This is a genomic window from Mycolicibacterium rutilum, from assembly GCF_900108565.1.
In the GTDB taxonomy this organism is placed as follows: Bacteria; Actinomycetota; Actinomycetes; order Mycobacteriales; family Mycobacteriaceae; genus Mycobacterium; species Mycobacterium rutilum.
In genome coordinates this window covers 2,863,427-2,881,116 of record NZ_LT629971.1, presented here as the reverse complement: position 1 = coordinate 2,881,116, position 17,690 = coordinate 2,863,427, and the positions used below count along the sequence as shown (strand labels likewise).

18 protein-coding genes are annotated in these 17,690 nt (G+C 67.2%); 5 read left to right on the top strand and 13 right to left on the bottom strand.

Annotated features, from left to right (window positions below):
* The first annotated feature begins 35 nt into the window (after positions 1 to 35).
* The gene (locus BLW81_RS14115) at positions 36 to 788 is read left to right on the top strand and encodes a fasciclin domain-containing protein (RefSeq protein WP_083407697.1); all 753 of its coding nucleotides are present in this window, start codon (positions 36 to 38) and stop codon (positions 786 to 788) included.
* 69 nt (positions 789 to 857) lie between these two features.
* Here the strand turns inward: BLW81_RS14115 and BLW81_RS14110 are convergent, their stop codons facing one another.
* The 6 genes from BLW81_RS14110 to BLW81_RS14085 all read right to left on the bottom strand — a co-directional run bounded on the left by BLW81_RS14110 (position 858) and on the right by BLW81_RS14085 (position 7,177).
* Positions 858 to 2,000: an acyl-CoA dehydrogenase family protein gene (locus BLW81_RS14110; RefSeq protein WP_083407696.1), complete on the bottom strand. Its 1,143-nt coding sequence runs from the start codon at positions 1,998 to 2,000 to the stop codon at positions 858 to 860.
* Positions 2,001 to 2,002: 2 nt separating this feature from the next.
* On the bottom strand, positions 2,003 to 2,800 hold the full coding sequence (locus BLW81_RS14105; protein ID WP_083407695.1) for a crotonase/enoyl-CoA hydratase family protein: 798 nt from the start codon (positions 2,798 to 2,800) through the stop codon (positions 2,003 to 2,005).
* Complete coding sequence (locus BLW81_RS14100) at positions 2,797 to 3,954, bottom strand: thiolase family protein (RefSeq protein ID WP_083407694.1); 1,158 nt, start codon at positions 3,952 to 3,954, stop codon at positions 2,797 to 2,799. The genes BLW81_RS14105 and BLW81_RS14100 overlap by 4 nt, the downstream gene beginning before the upstream one ends.
* 114 nt (positions 3,955 to 4,068) lie before the next feature.
* Positions 4,069 to 5,811 (bottom strand): DUF3556 domain-containing protein, encoded by a 1,743-nt coding sequence (locus tag BLW81_RS14095; protein WP_083407693.1) that lies wholly within the window; start codon positions 5,809 to 5,811, stop codon positions 4,069 to 4,071.
* Between the two features lie 57 nt (positions 5,812 to 5,868).
* Positions 5,869 to 6,390, bottom strand: a complete 522-nt coding sequence (locus BLW81_RS14090; protein ID WP_083407692.1) for a DoxX family protein — start codon at positions 6,388 to 6,390, stop codon at positions 5,869 to 5,871.
* Between the two features lie 22 nt (positions 6,391 to 6,412).
* Positions 6,413 to 7,177: an SDR family NAD(P)-dependent oxidoreductase gene (locus tag BLW81_RS14085; protein ID WP_083407691.1), complete on the bottom strand. Its 765-nt coding sequence runs from the start codon at positions 7,175 to 7,177 to the stop codon at positions 6,413 to 6,415.
* Between the two features lie 25 nt (positions 7,178 to 7,202).
* Between BLW81_RS14085 and BLW81_RS14080 the strand changes: the two genes are divergently transcribed.
* Positions 7,203 to 7,829 carry a TetR/AcrR family transcriptional regulator gene (locus BLW81_RS14080; protein WP_083407690.1) on the top strand — a complete coding sequence of 209 codons (627 nt, stop codon included), beginning with the start codon at positions 7,203 to 7,205 and terminating at the stop codon, positions 7,827 to 7,829.
* Complete coding sequence (locus tag BLW81_RS14075) at positions 7,810 to 9,282, top strand: HNH endonuclease signature motif containing protein (RefSeq protein WP_407662331.1); 1,473 nt, start codon at positions 7,810 to 7,812, stop codon at positions 9,280 to 9,282. The genes BLW81_RS14080 and BLW81_RS14075 overlap by 20 nt, the downstream gene beginning before the upstream one ends.
* Position 9,283: 1 nt before the next feature.
* On the opposite strand, the gene BLW81_RS14070 is transcribed toward BLW81_RS14075, so the two are convergent.
* The 5 genes from BLW81_RS14070 to BLW81_RS14050 all read right to left on the bottom strand — a co-directional run bounded on the left by BLW81_RS14070 (position 9,284) and on the right by BLW81_RS14050 (position 13,839).
* Complete coding sequence (locus BLW81_RS14070) at positions 9,284 to 10,549, bottom strand: WS/DGAT domain-containing protein (protein ID WP_083410538.1); 1,266 nt, start codon at positions 10,547 to 10,549, stop codon at positions 9,284 to 9,286.
* A gap of 1 nt (position 10,550) precedes the next feature.
* Positions 10,551 to 11,453 (bottom strand): alpha/beta fold hydrolase, encoded by a 903-nt coding sequence (locus tag BLW81_RS14065; protein ID WP_083407688.1) that lies wholly within the window; start codon positions 11,451 to 11,453, stop codon positions 10,551 to 10,553.
* Positions 11,454 to 11,460: 7 nt separating this feature from the next.
* The gene (locus tag BLW81_RS14060; protein ID WP_235632275.1) at positions 11,461 to 12,135 is read right to left on the bottom strand and encodes an Rv1363c family protein; all 675 of its coding nucleotides are present in this window, start codon (positions 12,133 to 12,135) and stop codon (positions 11,461 to 11,463) included.
* Positions 12,132 to 12,776: an Rv1363c family protein gene (locus BLW81_RS14055; protein WP_083407687.1), complete on the bottom strand. Its 645-nt coding sequence runs from the start codon at positions 12,774 to 12,776 to the stop codon at positions 12,132 to 12,134. Before BLW81_RS14055 ends, BLW81_RS14060 begins: the two co-directional genes overlap by 4 nt.
* Before the next feature lie 220 nt (positions 12,777 to 12,996).
* Positions 12,997 to 13,839, bottom strand: a complete 843-nt coding sequence (locus BLW81_RS14050; RefSeq protein ID WP_235632274.1) for an alpha/beta fold hydrolase — start codon at positions 13,837 to 13,839, stop codon at positions 12,997 to 12,999.
* Between the two features lie 376 nt (positions 13,840 to 14,215).
* On the opposite strand from BLW81_RS14050, the gene BLW81_RS30155 reads away from it, so the two are divergent.
* Together BLW81_RS30155 and BLW81_RS14040 are read left to right on the top strand one after the other, a co-directional pair.
* Positions 14,216 to 14,341: a hypothetical protein gene (locus BLW81_RS30155; RefSeq protein ID WP_268875598.1), complete on the top strand. Its 126-nt coding sequence runs from the start codon at positions 14,216 to 14,218 to the stop codon at positions 14,339 to 14,341.
* Positions 14,342 to 14,855: 514 nt separating this feature from the next.
* The gene (locus BLW81_RS14040; protein WP_157897695.1) at positions 14,856 to 15,620 is read left to right on the top strand and encodes a FadR/GntR family transcriptional regulator; all 765 of its coding nucleotides are present in this window, start codon (positions 14,856 to 14,858) and stop codon (positions 15,618 to 15,620) included.
* 7 nt (positions 15,621 to 15,627) lie between these two features.
* On the opposite strand, the gene BLW81_RS14035 is transcribed toward BLW81_RS14040, so the two are convergent.
* Both BLW81_RS14035 and BLW81_RS14030 read right to left on the bottom strand, forming a co-directional pair.
* On the bottom strand, positions 15,628 to 16,092 hold the full coding sequence (locus BLW81_RS14035; RefSeq protein WP_083407683.1) for a MarR family winged helix-turn-helix transcriptional regulator: 465 nt from the start codon (positions 16,090 to 16,092) through the stop codon (positions 15,628 to 15,630).
* A gap of 98 nt (positions 16,093 to 16,190) precedes the next feature.
* On the bottom strand, positions 16,191 to 17,690 hold the full coding sequence (locus BLW81_RS14030; RefSeq protein ID WP_083407682.1) for an MCE family protein: 1,500 nt from the start codon (positions 17,688 to 17,690) through the stop codon (positions 16,191 to 16,193).

Here is a 17,690-nt window from a genome sequence, read left to right as displayed (position 1 = left end):
CATGCGAGGCGACCTGCCTTATTGAGGAGACGTAAGTGAAGACTCGCACCAGCAAAGCTATCGGCGCCGCCGCCGGTATCACCGCGATCGCGTTGTCGGTGCCGTTCGCCGTCACCGCGTACGCCGAACCGCCCGTGCCGGAACAGCCGGCGGAGCCCACCTCGACCGCCACGGTCGAGATCCCCAACCCCGAGGGGTCGGGCTGCGACGCGTTCAAGGAAGCGGTGCCGAACTGGAAGTCGCTGAGCGAGCTGCCCGTCGGCCAGGCGCTGCAGAGCATCCCCGACGCCAGCACGTTCTACTCGGCGATCTCCGGCGGCTTCAACCCCGCGGTGAACATCGTGCCCGTGCTGGAGAACGGCCCGTACGTGGTGTTCGCGCCGACGAACGAGGCGTTCGCCGCGCTGCCGCCCGCGCAGCTCGACGCGCTGAAGGCCGACCCGGCCGCGCTCAGCGACTTCGACTACTACCACGCGTTCCTCGGCATTCTCGGCCCCAAGGACGTCAAGGGGCAGCGGCCCACGCAGCAGGGCGCTGAGATCAAGGTGACCGGCGAGAACGCCGACGTGAAGATCAACGACACCGCGAAGGTGGTGTGCGGCGGCATCCAGGCGGCCAACGCCCGGATCTACCTGATCGACTCGGTGCTTGATGTGAACGCGGCACCCGACGCGGTCACCCCGACCGGCACGTCGACCACGAGCACCACCCCGACCGAGACGCCCGCGCCGGCCGAGGCTCCGGCCACGACCGAGCCGATGCCTGCCACGGACGCACCGATCGGCTGACGCGCCCACGCAACGCAAAAGCCCCTGAAACTCCATTGTTTCAGGGGCTTTCGCGTACGGACGCGAGGGTTACAGACCCAGGTCGCGGCCGATGATCTCCTTCATGATCTCGGTCGTGCCACCGAAGATCGTCTGGATGCGGCCGTCCACGTAGGCGCGGGCGACGCGGTACTCCATCATGTAGCCGTAGCCGCCGTGCAGCTGCACGCAGCTGTCGATGACCTTCTTGGCGACCTCGGTGGCCCACCACTTGGCCTTGGCCGCCTCGACGGCGGTCAGCTCACCGTCGACGACGCCCTGCAGGCACCGGTCGAGGTAGTTCTCGGTGACCTCGAGCTCGGTGTCCATCTCGGCGAGCAGGAACCGGTTGTGCTGGAAGCTGCCGATGGGCTGGCCGAATGCCTTGCGGTCCTTGGCATACTGCAGCGTCTCCTCCCAGACGGCGCGCGCGCCGGCCAAGGCCGAGATCGCGATGCCCAGCCGCTCCGACGGCAGGTTGGTCATCAGGTGGTAGAAGCCGCGGCCCTCCTTGCCGAGCACGTTGGCCGCGGGCACGCGGACGTTCTCGAAGTGCAGCTCGGAGGTGTCCTGCGTGTGCAGCCCCATCTTGTCGAGCTTGCGCCCGCGCGTGAAGCCCTCCATGTCACGCTCGACGACCAGCAGCGTGAAGCCCTTGTGGCCCGCCTCGGGGTCGGTGCGCGCGACGACGACGCACAGATCGCAGTTGATGCCCGAGGAGATGAACGTCTTGGAGCCGTTGAGGATCCAGTCGTCACCGTCGCGCACGGCCGAGGTGCGGATGCCGGCCAGGTCGCTGCCCGCGCCCGGTTCGGTCATCGCGATCGCGATGATCAGATCGCCGCTGACGATGCCGGGCATCCAGCGCTTCTTCTGCTCGTCGTTGGCCAGTTCCTTGAAGTACGGGCCGACGACGTCGTTGTGCAGGCTCAGCGCCGGGCCGTGCGCACCGGAGCGGGCGAGCTCTTCGTCGATGATCGCGTTGAACCGGAAGTCGTCGGCGCCGCCGCCGCCGTACTCCTCGGGCATGTTGAAGCCGATGAGCCCGTACTTGCCCGCGGCGGTGTAGGCCGACCGGTCGACGATGCGCTCGGTCTCCCACTTCTCCTGATGCGGAACGAGTTCGCGCTCGATGTACTCGCGGACGGTCTCGCGGAACGCCTCGTGCTCGGCGTCGTAGATCGTTCTCTTCACTGTTACTTGGCCTTCCAAACAGGCTGGCGCTTCTCGGCGAATGCCAGCGGTCCTTCCTTGGCGTCCTCAGAACGCATCACGGGCACGATCTCCCGTAGGGTGCGCGCCCAGCCGGGCTCATCGCCGACGATGACTCCCTTGTCCACGCCCATCGCCACCCGCTTGCTGGCCCAAACCGCGAGGGGCGCATTGCAGGTGATGCGGTCGGCGAGGGCAAGCGCAGCGTCGACGACGGTGCCGTCGGGCACCACGTCGTTGATCAGACCCCACTTGAGCGCGTCGGCCGCCGAGATCGGCTCACCGGTGAACAACAACTCCATCGCGACCTTGCGCGGCAGATGGTCGACGATGCGGAACACCCCGCCCGCCGCGGCGATCAGGCCGCGCTTGACCTCGGGCAGGCCGAACTTCGCCCGCTCCTCGGCCACCACCAGGTCGCTGGCGAGCGCCAGTTCGGTGCCGCCGCCCAACGCGGTGCCGTTGACGGCCGCGATGGTCGGCTTGTCGATGTAGTGGTGCACGTACCCGGCGAAGCCCCACTCGGCGTGTTCGGGATGGAACAGGTTCTCCCGCCGCGAGATTGCCTTCAAATCTGCTCCGGCACAGAACGATTCACCGGCACCGGTCAGCACCACCGCGCGGACCTCGGGGTCGTTCTGCGCCAGATGCAGTGCGTCGCCGACCGCGGTGCTCACCGCGCTGTTGACGGCGTTGCGTGCCTCGGGACGGTTGATCGTGATGATCATGACGTTCCCGCGGCGCTCGGCGAGCGCCGCGGGCGTCGTCACGTCGGACGTCACAGCAGCTCGAGGATGGTGGCGTTGGCCTGGCCGCCGCCCTCGCACATGGTCTGCAGTCCGTACTGAATACCGTTGGCGCGCATGTGATACAGCATCGTGGTCATGATGCGGGCGCCGGAACCGCCGAGCGGGTGACCCAGCGCGATCGCTCCGCCGTTGGGGTTGAGCTTCTTCTCGTCGGCGCCGATGTCCTTGAGCCAGGCCATCGGAACGGGTGCGAACGCCTCGTTGACCTCGAACACGCCGATGTCCTCGAGCCGCAGGCCCGACTTCTTCAGCGCCTTCTGGGTGGCCGGGATCGGCGCGGTCAGCATGATCACCGGGTCGGCACCGGCGAGCACCGCGGTGTGCACGCGGGCGATCGGCTTGAGGCCCAGCGAGTTCGCCTTCTCCGCCGACATGAACAGCAGCGCGGCCGAACCGTCGGAGATCTGGCTGGAGTTTCCGGCGTGGATCACGCCGTCCTCCTTGAACGCCGGCTTCAGCTGCGCCATCTTCTCGATCGGCGTGCCGCGACGGATGCCCTCGTCCTTGAGCACGACGGTGTCGTTGCCGTCGGCGTCCTTGGTCTTGATGCCGACGATCTGATCGTCGAATGCGCCGGAATCCTGTGCGGCGGCGGCCTTCTCGTGCGAGTCGAGGGAGAACTGGTCGAGCGTGGTGCGGTCGAGGCCCCACTGCTCGGCGATCATCTCGGCGCCGATGCCCTGGTTCGGGGTCTGGCTGTAGCGGTTGCGGAAGGCCTCCGGGTAGGGGTGGCCGCCGTTGGCCAGCGACGAACCCATCGGGGTCCGCGACATCACCTCGACACCGCCGGCGACGACGACGTCGTAGTGACCCGCAACCACGCCGGCAGCGGCGAAGTGCACGGACTGCTGGCTCGAGCCGCACTGGCGGTCGACGGTCACACCGGGAACGGTCTCCGGCCAGCCCGCCGCCAGCACCGCGGTGCGGGCGATGTCGAGGGCCTGCTCACCGGCCTGCATGACACAGCCCCAGATGACATCCTCGACCAGGGCCGGGTCGACGCCCGCGCGCTCGACGAGACCGTTGAGGACCTGCGCGGACAGTTCGCCGGGATGCACCCCCGACAGACCTCCGTTGCGCTTGCCGACGGGCGACCGTACTGCCTCCACGATGACGGCTTCAGCCATGACACAGCTCCTTCGAAGTCGGATGTTTGCACCCACGCGCGGGGGTTCACCCCCGAACGTAAACGAACAAGGTTTACTAGGTCAACTCACTGGTTGGTCGAGCAGCTGAGCGGGTCAGGGCGCGTCGACGCCGTCCTTCTGCCAGGTCACCTGTACGGGCACGGTGTCGTCCCACGGTTGCCGAGTGACCATGTCGGCGACCTTGATGTAGCCGCGCTCGAACTCGCCTGTCGCCGCGTCGACCAACCGGTACTGCTGGGTCTGCCGGTGGATCGGCTGGCCGTCGATCAGCACCACCCGCACCTCACCGGGCTCGAAGCCGCACCGCTGCTGCAGCGCCTCGATCAGCTGCTCGTTGTGCATGTGCCCGTCGCCGAAGTTCCAGCCGATCGCGGTGCTGCAGATCCGTTCGCCGTCGGTCAGGACGTAGTCGTCCTCGTTGTAGCCGGCCATCGCGCGGTGCGCGAGCGTGAACATCGCGCGACCGTGAGTGTTGAACGCGCGGAACGCATATCCCATGTAGAGGTACATCTGCGCGGTCTCCGGGCTGCCGTAGTACCGCTCCATCTGCGCCTGCGGCATGCTCGCGATCGAGACGATGCCGCGCTCGATCTTCTCCGACGCCGACGGCTTCACACACCACAGGCCGGTGTCCCAGTTGCCTGCGTAGTACCGCATGCCGGGCAGGAACGACACCTTGCGCGGGAACAGGTTGCCGAGCACCACCGTGCCCGCGACGACGGCGAACAGCACGAGGGGCCACGGGCTGTGCAGGTCGCCGAGCCCGATGTCCGCGTGGCCGACGAACAGCGCGACGACGCTGAACATCATGAACACGTTCCACTCCAGCGGCACGCCCATCGGTATCGACGACAGGATGCCGAAGTGGAACACCAGCATCACGAACGCGGCGACGTACGTGGGCCAACCACCGTGCGAGAAGAACAGCACCAGCGGGACCAGACCTTCGATGGCGGTGGAGAAGTGCGCCAGCCACCGCGACAGCCGGCCGGGCCGCAGATCGTCGGGAAAGTGCTCGAAGAATTTGCGCTTGATCCACCGCGGACGGAACACGGGGTTGTTGCTCATCATCGTCGAGATCACGAACGGGAAGTGCTTGTTGAGTTTCGACGTCGCGGCACCCAGCCAGATCGTCAGGCAGACCAGCTTGGCCGCGATGATGATGTCGGCCCCGCTGAACAGGAAGCAGACCGCCAGTGATGCGTACACCTCGCCGCGTGCGGCCAGGAAGATGACCTTGTCGCGCAGGCCGAGCACCGCGAGCAGGCCGAGGATCGTGGCGATCTGCCATACCGGCAGCACGCCGACCGTGGTGCCGAGTTCGGGGATCGGGCCCGTGCCGTCGGACGCCAACGCCACCACGAGCATCACCAGCAGCGCGAGGTAGAGCAACGCGTCGAGCGGCGTGCGCGTAGTGCCTTTGGTGAGCGGGATGCGGTTCGGCCACGGTGGGAGCCGGATCGTGTTGGGCCGCAGCCAGTACAGGACCGAGCCCATCGGCGGGAAGAACCGGTTGTTGAGGGGGCCGAAACCGCAGCCGAGGCCGACGACCTCGAACAGCATCGTGTAGAGCACGACCTTCTCGAACACGACGGGTTCGGCGTACCAGGACGCCACGTTGGTGAAGCCGTCGATGCCTGCCGTGGACAGCGCGATCAGCCAGGCGCCGAGGATGTAGAGCAGGATCTTGACGACGTAGAAGAGGTGCAGCACGACCGGCGTGCCGAAGCCGACCTCGGCCCAGTGCCGGGCCATCGGGACAATCTTCTCCGCGCGGCTGCCCTTGCTCCACTGCTCGAAGTCGACAACCGGCGCGTCCTGCTTGAGAAACCCCATGCGTCAAAGATTAGAACGTGTTCTAGCGACGCAGGTAAGGGTTCCGCGAACAGGAGGTCAGGCGTCGGCTTTGGCGGGCGGTCGGTAGAAGATCGCCAGCTGACCGATGCCGCCGAGCAGGCCGAGGCCGAGCGAGATGACCAGTCCCCACCAGCCGTGCAGCAGGTCGTAGAGGGCAGTCGTGCGGAAGAGGGCGTAGTCCAGGCTGAGCTTGCCTGCGCCGATGGTCGCGACGCCGACGGCGGCCGCGGCGAGCACGAGGTTGTACTCCCAACCTTCCTTGACGATGAAGAAGCCGTTGGGTTTGTGCACGGTCCAGGCGGCGACGAGCATCAGCGCGACGAAGCCCGCGGCCGGGATGGGGGTGAGCAGCCCGACGGCCAGGCCGATGCCGGCTGCCATCTCGGTCGTCGCGGCCACGCGCGCGTGGAAGATCCCGGGCTTCATCCCCATGCTGTCGAACCAGCCGGCGGTGCCTTTGAGGCCGCCGGGCCCGAAGAACTTGTTGTAGCCGTGGGCGGCCATGGTCAGGCCGAGGACCACACGCAGAATCAGTACTCCGACGTCGTAGGCAGTCATGCAACAAAATCTAGGCCATGTGTTAAACCGCTGACCAGCCTCCGTCCACACTGAGCACCGCACCGTGGATGTTGGCGGCATCGTCGCTGGCCAGGAACGCAACCGCGGCGGCGACCTCGGCGGGAGTGCTCATCCTGCGCGACGGGAGCCGGTCGAGGACCGGTTGCACGTGGTCGGCGAACTCGGCCTGACGATCAGTGGCGATCGGCCCCGGTGCCACCGCGTTGACCCGCACGCCGCGTGGTCCGAACTCGTCGGCCCACGATTTCGTGAAGGAGTGGATCACCGCCTTGGTCCCGTTGTAGATCGCCGACCCGGCGGCGCCGCGCAGCCCGGTGATCGACCCGATGTTGACGATCGCGCCGTCACCCCGCTCAGCCATTTCGGGCGCGATCGCACCGACGAGCAGGAACGGCGCGAAGACGTTGACCTCGAAGGCATCTCGCAGCGTTTGCATAGGAATGTCTGCCGTCGGTGTCGGCATCAGCAGCGTGGCGGCGTTGTTCACCACAATGTCGAGCCGACCGCCGGCGGCGTCCGTCGCGGCCCGCGCGACCCGGTGCACCTCCCGTTGCCCCGCCCCGAGGTCGGCGACGACGAACACGGCGTCACCGCCGCCGGCCCGGATGTCGGCGACGACGGCGGCACCCCGCGCATCATCCCGACCGCTGACGACGACGACGGCGCCCTCCGCGGCCAGCCTCTTCGCTATGGCGATTCCGAGGCCGCCGGTGGATCCGGTGACCAGCGCGGTGCGGCCCTCGAGCCGCGTACTGTTTGGACTCATGAGTCCAGATGCTCCGCTTCTCAAAATGGACTCGCAAGTCCAGAAACTGACGGCCAAAGGACAGGCGACCCGGCAACGCATCATCGAGGGCGCCGCGGCCGTGATCCGTCAACGTGGTGTCGACGTCGCCACCCTCGACGACATCCGGGCGCGCACCAGCACGTCGAAGAGCCAGCTGTTCCACTACTTTCCCGACGGGAAGGAGCAGCTGCTGCTCGCGGTCGCCGCACACGAGGCGCAACGGGTGCTCGACGACCAGCAGCCGTACCTGGGCGAATTGACGTCGTGGGCCGCATGGCAGCGGTGGCGCGACGCCGTGGTCGACCGCTACCGCGAACAGGGCCAGCACTGCCCGATGTCGGTACTGATGTCGGAGATCGGCAGAAACACCCCCGGCGCTCAGGCGGTCACCTCCGCGCTGATGCGGCAATGGCACGACGAGATCACCGCGGGCGTTCGGGCGATGCAGGAGCAGGGGAAGATGGCGACCTCGTTGGATGCCGACCGAGTGTCCGCGGCGCTACTCGCCGGGATACAGGGCGGTGTCGCGATCATGCTCGCGACCGGTGATCTGAGCTATCTCGAAGCGGCGCTGGACACCGCGATCGAGTCGCTGCGCCGGGCGCCTCGGCGTGTCAGTGGGCGCGAGTAGTATCGAACATATGTACGATCCCGCTTACGGCGCCACGGACGCGGATCTGATCACCTTCATGGGTGAGGAGGTTCGTGAGGAGTCTGCGGCGTTGGGGCGGCGGTGGTTTCTGGTTGCCGAGTTGGCCGGTCGGCGGTTCCCGGAGATGGTCGGACGTCAGATGTACTGTGCTGATTCGATCTCCTCGGTGGCCGCAGAGATATCGCCGGTACTCAACATCAGCCACTCGCGGGCGGTATGGCAGGTCGAGACGGCGATCACGCTGCGCGACCGGCACCCGCAGGTGTTCAAACGGCTGTGTCGCGGCCTGATCGACTACCGGATGGTCTCGATGATCGTCTCGCGCACCGACAACGTCGCCGACGACGTCATGGTCGAACTCGATGAAGCCATGGCGGGGCGGGTCGAAAAGTGGATGAAACTGTCGAAGAACAAACTGCGCGACCGCATCGATCTGTTCATCGCCGAATTCGACCCGGCCGCCGTGCGGGTGCCACCGGACGCCGACAAGCACCGATACATCGATATCGACCCCGGCGACACCGCCGGAACGGCCTTCGTGTCAGGCAGGTTGCACGCCGAAGACGGAGCAGCCCTCGATCAACGGTTGGATGCGTTGGCCGACACCGTCTGTAGCAACGATCCGCGCACCAAATCCCAGCGACGCGCCGACGCGTGCGGCCCGCTGGCACGCGGCGAGGCGACATTGGCCTGCCAGTGCGGGCTCGACGACTGCCCGGCACGCGCCAACCGCGCCGCCGCCAATGCCGCGGTGATCCATGTACTCGCCGAACAGGGCACCATCGCAGGAACCAGCGACAAACCCGGCTACCTACCCGGATTCGGCGTTCTTCCGGCCCAGTCCGTGCGCAACCTGCTCCCTGCGGCCCAGACCAAACCGGTGACCGTGCCGACCGTCGACACCGCCGCACAAACCGGTTATCGCCCCAACGCCAAGCTGACCGAATTCCTGCGCTGGCGCGACCTGACATGTCGCTGGCCAGGATGCGACAAACCCGTGCAGCGCTGCGACATCGACCACACGGTGCCCTGGCCCTACGGACCGACACACCCGTCCAACACCAAGCACTACTGCCGAATCCACCACATCACCAAAACGTTCAACACCGGTGCCGGCGGCTTCACAGACGAACAGTTACCTGACGGCACCATCGTGCTCACCACCCCCACCGGACACATCTACCGCTCACAGGCACACGGCGCGAGCATGTTCCCCGCGCTGCGACAACCCACCGGCACCGTCGAAACCACGCCACTACCACCCGAAAGCCCCGACCGCATCGCGATGATGCCGCGACGCCGACAGACCCGAGAACAAGACCGCCGCGAGCGCATCGCCACCGAACGCCGCAAACGCACCGAAATCATCACCGAACAACAACGCCAACACCAAGCCTGGCTGGCCGCCACCTACGAACCACCACCCTTCTGAGCTAGCTCGGACGGTTCAACGCATGGGCCAAGCGCTCCGTGTACGCATCGATGTCACCGATCGCGGATTCGGCGGCATGCACACTCACGGCGATGGTGTCGCCGATGCCGTGCACGCCGTGGGTGAGTCCCATCATCGGCGACAGTGAGGGGTACCCCGCTGTCAGCACCACCGGAGCGCCGCCGAAATGCAGATCGGCCGGGCCCCGGTTGACACTCGACACCACAGTGTTTCCCGTGACTGTCGACGATCGGCGAGCCGGGCCGAAAAGCCCTACTCCCCAACGTAACAGCGGTGCGGGCGTCGCCGCGAAAGCGCGGTCGGCGGCGACCATCGCCGGGTGTGCGGCCCGTTGCCGCCGCCGTTCGAGGTCGGCGGCAATGCGGTCGGCGCGCTCCGCGAACGGCAGGTCCGGGTAGAGCTTCACCCCGACGTTTCCGAAATGGTTGTGCGAGAACCGCTTACCCGCCTTGGCCATCGGCACCTCGGCGCCGAGCTGCGACGGGTCCTCCCCCGCTGCACGCAGGTGTCCGGTCAAGGCTGTCGACATCGCCGCGAGCACCCCTACAGTCACGGTCGGTCCCGGGACCTGTGACCGCTGCAGCACCACCGTCCGAAGGCTGCGCCTCCCTTCCGGGCGCGAATTGCACTGCAGCACCGGACACGACTCGGCGGGGCCCGGAACCAGTCCCGCTTCGGTGTCCCTCACCAGCTGCCGGTGCGTCCGCGCCGCGCGGTATCCGCGGACCGGCATCGCCAACGCCTGCAGCCGACGCGGCGGGTCCACCGCCGGCACCGGTACCGCCCGCCCGAACAACCACGCCGCCAACGCCGACGCTCGCACACCGTCGGCCAGCGCGTGCACCACCTGCATCACCGCCACCGTGCCGCGACCGGCACCCGGCATCTCGTCGACATCGGGAAACACGTGCAGGCGCCACGCCATCGCCCTCGGGTCGAGCTGATCGTCGTCCAGCCCCGCGACCGCCGCCAGGCACTCCGACCACCGCGCGCCCGCGTCGTGCACCACGAACTGGCTCGCCGAGACATCCGCAGACACCCACCGCGGATACGTCATCGGGTTGCGGTCCGAAATCCGTAGCCTGAGGTCCGCGCACAGCCCCGCCCGTGTCCGCAGCTCCCGCACCACGGCACCCACATCGGGCACCGGACCCGCGAAACCGTAGAGCAGGAACTGGTCGCTGTGGATCTTCGCCGCCATCCAGTACATCTGCGCGTCCACCGCGGACAGTCGACGCGCCACCAGGCTAGGCGCGCCCGACGAAGTCCACGATGTGGCCACCCACCACGTCGGGTTGTTCGAGCTGCAAGAAGTGGCCGGCGCGCGCAACGGCGACCGCGCGGCTTCCCTCGGGCAGAGCGGGCTCCACCCAGCGGATGTAATCCGCTGAGGCACAACCATCGTCGAGTCCGTGCAGGTACAACGTCGGCAGCTGCGGGGCCGACAACCAATGCCGATGCAGCTCCTCGTACCGAGCCGGCGGCTTGCTGTTGCGCACGGTCGCGCGGTAGTAGCCCAGCGCGGCGCGCCAGTGCTCCGGCGCCCCGATCGCCTCGTGCACGTGCGCGACGTCCTCGGTCGCGTCGTACCCCGGCGACCACTGCCGCCACAGCCGCGGCACCACCCAGTCGGCGGATCGCTCAGGCAGCCCGGGCAATTGGAAGTACATGATGTACCAGCTGCGCAGCACCTGGCGCGGGAGTTGCGCGGCCAGCTGCAGGCCGTCCGGCACCCGCCCCAGCGGCCGGAAGGACGCCGACGGCGGCACCGACATGATCACCGCCTTGCTGAACGGGCTGTCGGGCATCGCGGCCAGCCCGGCACCCGCGATCGCGCCCCAGTCATGTCCGATCAGCACATCGCGACCCGTCGCCCCGGCGGCGGCCAGCACCTGCAGCGCATCGTCCATCAGGGCGCCGACGTGATAGCTGCCGTCCTCGGCGAGCGACGACGGCGCGTAGCCCCGCATGAACGGCGCCACCACCCGCCACCCGGCGTCGACCAGCACCGGGGCGACCTTGCGCCAGCCATGCGCCGTATCGGGAAAACCGTGCAGGCACAACGCGATCGGCGCACCGGCGGGCCCCCACGCGAGCGCACGCAGGCGCACACCCGGCGCCTCGACGTCGATCAGTTCAGGTTCGGCCACCGCGGCTCTACACCGGGTCGAACTTCGAGATCAGCCAGCGGCCGTCGATCTTCTCCAGCTCCACCCGCACACTCGACGCAGTGTCGGTGGGGGCGTCCTGGCCCACCACCACGGTCTGGTTCACGAACACCAGCACCACAGCCTTGTCCTGCTCGGCCGACACCGACGCGGCCGCCGGCACCGACGCCACCGCCGAGATCTGCTTCTCCTTGGCGCCCGGGATCACCACATCGTTGATCAGGCCGGTGTACGAGTCCTGGAAGTCGCCGGTCAGCAGGTTGCGTGCATCGTTGAGCTGCTGCTCGACGGTGTCCGGCTTGTACGACAGCATCGCGATCGTGCTGTCCTTGGCCACCTGCACCGTCTCGATGCGGGACACCTCGCTGTTGCGCACCGAGTTGTCCACCCACTTCAGGTAGCCGGCCGCGGCCGCCAGGATCAAGGCGAGCGCCGGCAGGACACCGAAGGCGACGACGCGCCCCCAATTGATCCTGCGTTTCGGCGCGACGGGCTCGTCGGGAACCGAGTCCTCAGTCGAGTCGTCAGTCGTGGCGTCAGTGGAGGTTGACTCAGCGGTCGACTCGGTCAACTCCACCGCTTCGGTCTCTTGTTCGGGCACGGTCTCCTCCGTGGCGGCGTCAGCGCCCTGCGAGCGCTTGGGCAGTCGGTGTCTTTCGCTCACGGTACGAACTCCACATTCGAGACCTTGGCCTCATCGTCACCGGTCTTCTGCACGGAGATCCGCATCCGCCACGACCGCGGCTGCTGCTCGGGTGCGCCGGCGTTGGTCGTGTTGACGGTCACGGCCACGAGCACCTGGCCCTCGTTGTCGTTGGACGACTCGAGCCCGGCCTCGGAAATCTTGCCCTCCGATTTCGACTGGGCCTGCTTGACGACCTCGATGAACGGCGCCGAGCGTTGCTGGAAGTCGTCGTAGAACGTGCCCGTCGACGAGTCCAGCACGCGCTGCACGTCGGCCTCGGCCTGTTCGTGGTTGATCGTGGTGAGATTCAGCGCGCCTTGGCGCCCCACCTGCAGGAACAGGTTGCGCACGTCTTCGGCCTGACGGGACTCGTAGGCGCGGTAGCCGAGCCACCCGGTCAGCCCGCCGAGCACGAGCACCAGCACCAGGCCGGCGATCGTCGCGAGCTTGACATGCGACATGCGCGGCTTCGGAGCGGCCTCCTCGGCGGCGTCCTCAGCGGAGTCGTAGTCCTCGACGGCCTCGGTGGCCTCGGCCTCGGCTTCCTTGTCTTGCGGATCCGGGTCGCCGACCTGCGCGGTCGACTCCTCGCCCTCCGCGGGGGTCTCTTCGTCTGCCATCTATGTTTCCTCAGCGGCCGGCGGCCAGATCGGGGTCAGTCACAGGTCGGTCCCAACCTATGTGTCCGACACCATAGCGTCGGCGGGACAGCGGAATCGCACGCACCGGAGTTTGACGGGCCAAGACTCCAAGTATTGACTCCTTTGACGGATCAATTTGGCACCGCGACGACCGCTCGAGGTCGAAGTCCCATACCCCTGGCTGATGTCGCGCTCGGCGTTACTCCGCAGAGCGAACCAGATTGAGTCGCGAGCGCACCCGGCGCTCAAGGAAGTCGTCGAGCACGTCCTCGAAAACTGCGTTGTCATCGCCGGCGACCATGTGGTGCGCGCCAGCGACCGAAGCGAATTCGGCGTGCGGTACCAGTTCCAGGAACCGCTTCGCGTCATCGACGCTGAGCACGTCAGACTCTCCTCCGCGCACCAGCAGCGTCGGCAGGCGCAAGTCTCGCGCGGCGGCGCCGAGCCGCGCCGGGTCGATCAGCGGATCGCGCTGCACAGGCTGGTCCGTGGGCGACGCCAAGAACGCTGGATCCCAGTGCCAGTACCATCGCCCGTCGCGGTGCCGCAGGTTTTTCTTCAGACCTTCGAGGTTGCGCGGCCGCGGCCGGTGCGGCACGTAGGCCGCGATGGCATCGGCGGCCTCTTCCAATGTGCCGAAGCCGGTTTCAGCGTGCGAAACCATGAAATCGCGGATCCGGCTGGTACCGGCGGGCTGCAGGAACGGCGAAACGTCCACCAGCACAAGGCCGAGCGCCAGGTCGGGCCGCACACTGATCGCTGCCAGCGACGAGTTTCCGCCCAGCGAGGCGCCCACATAGACCGGCGGGCCGCCAAGGTAGTCGGCCACCTGGATCACGTCACCGGCGAATCGGTCCAGACCGTAGTAGCCGTCCGGAGACCAAGTGCTGTCCCCGTGCCCGCGCAGGTCGACGGTCACGGCGTACCAGTTCTTGGCGCCGAGGTCAGCTGCGGTGGAGCCCCATGAATGCCGGGTCTGCCCGCCGCCATGCAACAAGACCACCGGCGGATCGGACGGGTCTCCATAGGCGTCGGCGACCATCGTGACGTCGCCCGCCGGGATCTCCAGCGTCTCGTGCGGTGGCCGGTCTCCAGTGGTTCTCATGTCGCTCCTCAATTTCTCGCCGACTGTCGGTCCACGGCGAGATCACGCCGGATATCAGGCTCGCGCCACACTCAGCACCATCGTGACATGAACTCGGTCGGTGGCCGTCCACGGCTGGGTTCGTTAGCCGAGTCGGGGGCCAAACCACGCCCGGTTGATTTCTAGAAGCAGGTAGTCGATTCCAACGACCGAGGGGGAGATCTGAAGGTCACGAACAGTCGCGCGCCGGAGATGACGGACCGCATCGGGGCGTGCGCGGGAGACACGCTCGCGCGATGCGCCGGGTTGCTCCTGGCGCAAAGGCGTCACGGACATGGACGGGGTCAGGATGGCGCTCGAGACGCCGATCGCGCGTCGCCCCGCGCACAAACGCGGTCCCGCGGTCATCGCCGAACTGGAGCAGATCGTCGAGGACAACTGGACACGGCCAACCAACTAAGCGACTTCCATGCCGCAATCGCTCGTCTGTCGAGGGAACAAGACGCTGCAGATCGTCACCGACATCTGCATCACATCATCGACGAGGCGAATCGGTCGCTGCAGCGCCCGAGGCCCCGCCGAGCCGGCGGTTAAGCGTTTCCCGAAAGCGCACCGCATGGTGCTTGACTGCATCAGGGCCGGGGACGCTCGGAAGGCGGGCGAGTTGTGGCAGCGCCAGTCCCTGAGAACCGACCGCACGGAATCCGGTTGAGAACGCGACGTCGATTCGTGGCTAGGTCAGTGAATGAGGCGTCCAGTCCCCGGTGCGGCCGGATACTCACGCCGCCTCGGCCGCGTGGCGTTGAAGGCCGCGGACCCTGCAGGCCTCGTGGTCGGCAGCGTCTGACGCCATCCCCGGGAGGCGATGACCAGCGAGGTTGCGGTCCGCCAGTATGCGCGACATGGTTTACTGAGTAGTACAACTTACGGACGACGAAGGGATCGCTGTGTCTCGACCCGAGTCGCTGGCACCGATGATCTCACCACAAACGGCGCCTGGTGCGGTGCGGTCGCCCAAGACGGCCGAACTGGTGGCGCGCACACTGCGGCGCATGGTTGTCGAGGGTCAACTCCAGGACGGCGACTTCCTGCCGCACGAGGCGGAACTTATTGCCCACTTCGGCGTCAGCAGGCCCACGCTTCGAGAGGCCGTGCGCGTTCTGGAGTCCGAGCGACTCGTGGAGGTTCGGCGCGGCTCGCGGACAGGCGCCAAGGTATGCGTTCCTGGCCCAGAAATTGTTGCCCGTCCCGCTGCCCTGCTGTTGGCACTGTCGGGCACCACACTCGCCGACGTGATGACCGCCCGCACCGCTATCGAACCGCCTGCCGCCAAGATGCTCGCAGAGGACGGCACCGTCGAAGCGCACGATGAACTTCGCCGGCTGGTCGAGGCGGTGCCGGCGGCATGGGAAGCGGGCAACCTGGCGGCAGCATCGGCGCAGTTGCACCGGCGAATGGTCGAGTTATCGGGCAATGCGACGCTCGGAATAATCGCAGGAATGCTTCATGAGATCGGCGAACGGCACACCGCCGCAGCGATTTCCGGTGCGACTCCGGACAACACAGTCGCCAAAACGGAGTACACGAAGTTGCACAAGTCCTACGTGCGGCTGGCTGACTTGGTCGAGTCACGGAAGGGCGAGGCGGCCGAAACACATTGGCGCAGACACATGGTGGCCGCCAGCGCGGCAATGTTGAGAGGCCACGAGAGAACCCGAGTTCGCGACATCATGGATTAAGCGAATATTACGCCGACGGATTCAACCCGAAGTGGTGGCAGATCTCAGCGAGCGTCGAACGCAATTCGGCCAGCCGCCTTTCCCCGATGACCGCACGAACCTCCGAGTCAAGTTGTTCCACGATCGCGGCGGTGTCGGTGAGCAGCTTTTTGCCCCGGTCGGTGTACCGGACGATCTTGGCCCTGCCATCGGCAGGATCAGGCACCCGTTCGAGGTAACCGAGTTCCTCGAGATCGGTCACCAGTTGACCGATAGCGTTCTTCGAAACGGCCTGGGCCTGAGCGATGTCTACGATTCGGCTGCCCTCGAACTCGATGAAGCCGATCAGCCGATTGTGAGCGGGTCGCAACTTCGCGTGCCCCAACGCCCTGGCCCGTTCGTTGCCGACCCGCGCCATCCACTCGCCGAACTCGATGGCGTAACGCGGTAGTGAGGCGGATTGAGATCGGTGCACCTGCGACGTGTCGCGCATCAGCCACTCCTGAAGGGCTCGATGAGTTTCAATTTCATGAAGACTACTTCGCCATCACCGCGAAAGCGCGAGCCAGCCGCGAAGTCGGGCAAGGACCCCTACCCGCCGGGCGGGACCAGCAGCGACTGCCACGGCCGCTCCCCCGCCGCACCGTCGGCGAGGTTCGACTGGGTGTACACCTTGCCGTCCGGGCCGACGTATTCACCTGTCGCGGGGTCGTATTCGGCGGCCGCGACCGGCAGCGGCGGCGTGCCCGGCGGCGGAGGCGTCACCGCGACCGGAACATCTGGCGGCACATGCGGAATCGGCTGCCCGGACAGCGTCGCGTTCGGGTCGCCCTTCCAGTTGTAGCCGTCGTTGAGCGGCACGTACTGCTCGTTGCTCTCGCACTGCTGCCACGTCGGCGCGCGCTTACCGGGCACCGTGACGCAGGGCAGGTTGCGCGCGCCGCGGACGTTGAACGGCGCGTCCTGCGGTGTGCGGCAGTACAGGTCGCCCTTCGGCCGGTCGGGGTAGTCCTCAAAGATCGGCACCCGCTGCTGCTGAGCCGGCAGGAACCCGGTCGTGCAGGGCGGCGGCAGGTTCTGCGGGGGCAGCGGCAGCGGCGCCGGGAACGCAGGCAGGATCGCGTTCAGGTTGAAGATCAACGAGTCGCCCATGTAGTCCTGCTTGGTGCCGCGCTTGTGCACACCGACGGCCTGCGTGACCGCGGTGCCCTGCGGCAGCAGCACCAACAGCTGCTCGAGGCTCGGCTGATAGGCCACTGCGACCTCGCCGAGGCTGACCAGGTTGGCCAGCACGATCGGCAGCGTCGGCTGCAGCCGCTCGAACAAAGCGCGCACCTCGTCGGCGGCCCCCGGTCCCTTGGCCAGAATCCTGCGCACCGCCGGATCCTGGCTCTGCAGTTGACCGCTGATGCTCGCCAGGTTCGCCGCCCACGCCTGGATCGAGCCGGCGGTGTCGGTCTGGGTGTCGAGCACCGGCTTGGACTGGTCGATGAGCGTGATCAACGGGTCGAGGTTCTCGCGGGCGTCGACGGCCAATCTGGCGCTGCCGCTGACCAGCCGGCGCAGCTCGGGCCCGAGCCCGCCCACCGCGGCGTAGGCCTCGTCGACCACGGTCCGCAGGTTCTCCTGCGGGATCGCCTCCAGCCCGCGCGACGTGTCGTCGAGGACCGTGTTGATGTCCGTCGGAATCGTGGTGCGACTCAACGGGATCACGTCGCCGTCCTTGAGCTCCGGACCGTCGCCGCTGCGCGGAAGCAACTGGACGTACTGCTCGCCGACGGCCGACACGCTGTGCACCTCGGCCTCGAGGTCGGCGGGGATCCGGACGTCGGAGTCGAGCGACAGCACCGCCTGCACACCGGTGGGCGTCAGGTCGACGCTCTTCACCTCGCCGACCTGCACCCCGCGGTAGGTGACGTTGCCCCGCGGATACAGCCCGCCGGTTTCGGGCAATTCGACCGTGACCGTGTACTGCCCCACACCGAGGAGGGTGGGCAGCCGCATGTAGCCGAAGACCATGATGCCCAGGGCGAGGATCGCGATCGCGGAGAAGATCGCCATCTGGATGAGAATCTGCCGGGTCATTCGCAT

What these genes read in the sequence shown, in the direction of transcription:
- BLW81_RS14100 (WP_083407694.1), bottom strand. Translation starts at nt 3,954, where the DNA reads ATGGCTGAAGCCGTCATCGTGGAGGCAGTACGGTCGCCCGTCGGCAAG.
- BLW81_RS14095 (WP_083407693.1), bottom strand. Translation starts at nt 5,811, where the DNA reads ATGGGGTTTCTCAAGCAGGACGCGCCGGTTGTCGACTTCGAGCAGTGG.
- BLW81_RS14090 (WP_083407692.1), bottom strand. Translation starts at nt 6,390, where the DNA reads ATGACTGCCTACGACGTCGGAGTACTGATTCTGCGTGTGGTCCTCGGC.
- BLW81_RS14085 (WP_083407691.1), bottom strand. Translation starts at nt 7,177, where the DNA reads ATGAGTCCAAACAGTACGCGGCTCGAGGGCCGCACCGCGCTGGTCACC.
- BLW81_RS14080 (WP_083407690.1), top strand. Translation starts at nt 7,203, where the DNA reads ATGGACTCGCAAGTCCAGAAACTGACGGCCAAAGGACAGGCGACCCGG.
- BLW81_RS14055 (WP_083407687.1), bottom strand. Translation starts at nt 12,776, where the DNA reads ATGGCAGACGAAGAGACCCCCGCGGAGGGCGAGGAGTCGACCGCGCAG.
- BLW81_RS14050 (WP_235632274.1), bottom strand. Translation starts at nt 13,839, where the DNA reads ATGGTCGCCGACGCCTATGGAGACCCGTCCGATCCGCCGGTGGTCTTG.
- BLW81_RS30155 (WP_268875598.1), top strand. Translation starts at nt 14,216, where the DNA reads ATGGACGGGGTCAGGATGGCGCTCGAGACGCCGATCGCGCGTCGCCCC.
- BLW81_RS14040 (WP_157897695.1), top strand. Translation starts at nt 14,856, where the DNA reads ATGATCTCACCACAAACGGCGCCTGGTGCGGTGCGGTCGCCCAAGACG.
- BLW81_RS14035 (WP_083407683.1), bottom strand. Translation starts at nt 16,092, where the DNA reads ATGCGCGACACGTCGCAGGTGCACCGATCTCAATCCGCCTCACTACCG.
- BLW81_RS14030 (WP_083407682.1), bottom strand. Translation starts at nt 17,690, where the DNA reads ATGCGAATGACCCGGCAGATTCTCATCCAGATGGCGATCTTCTCCGCG.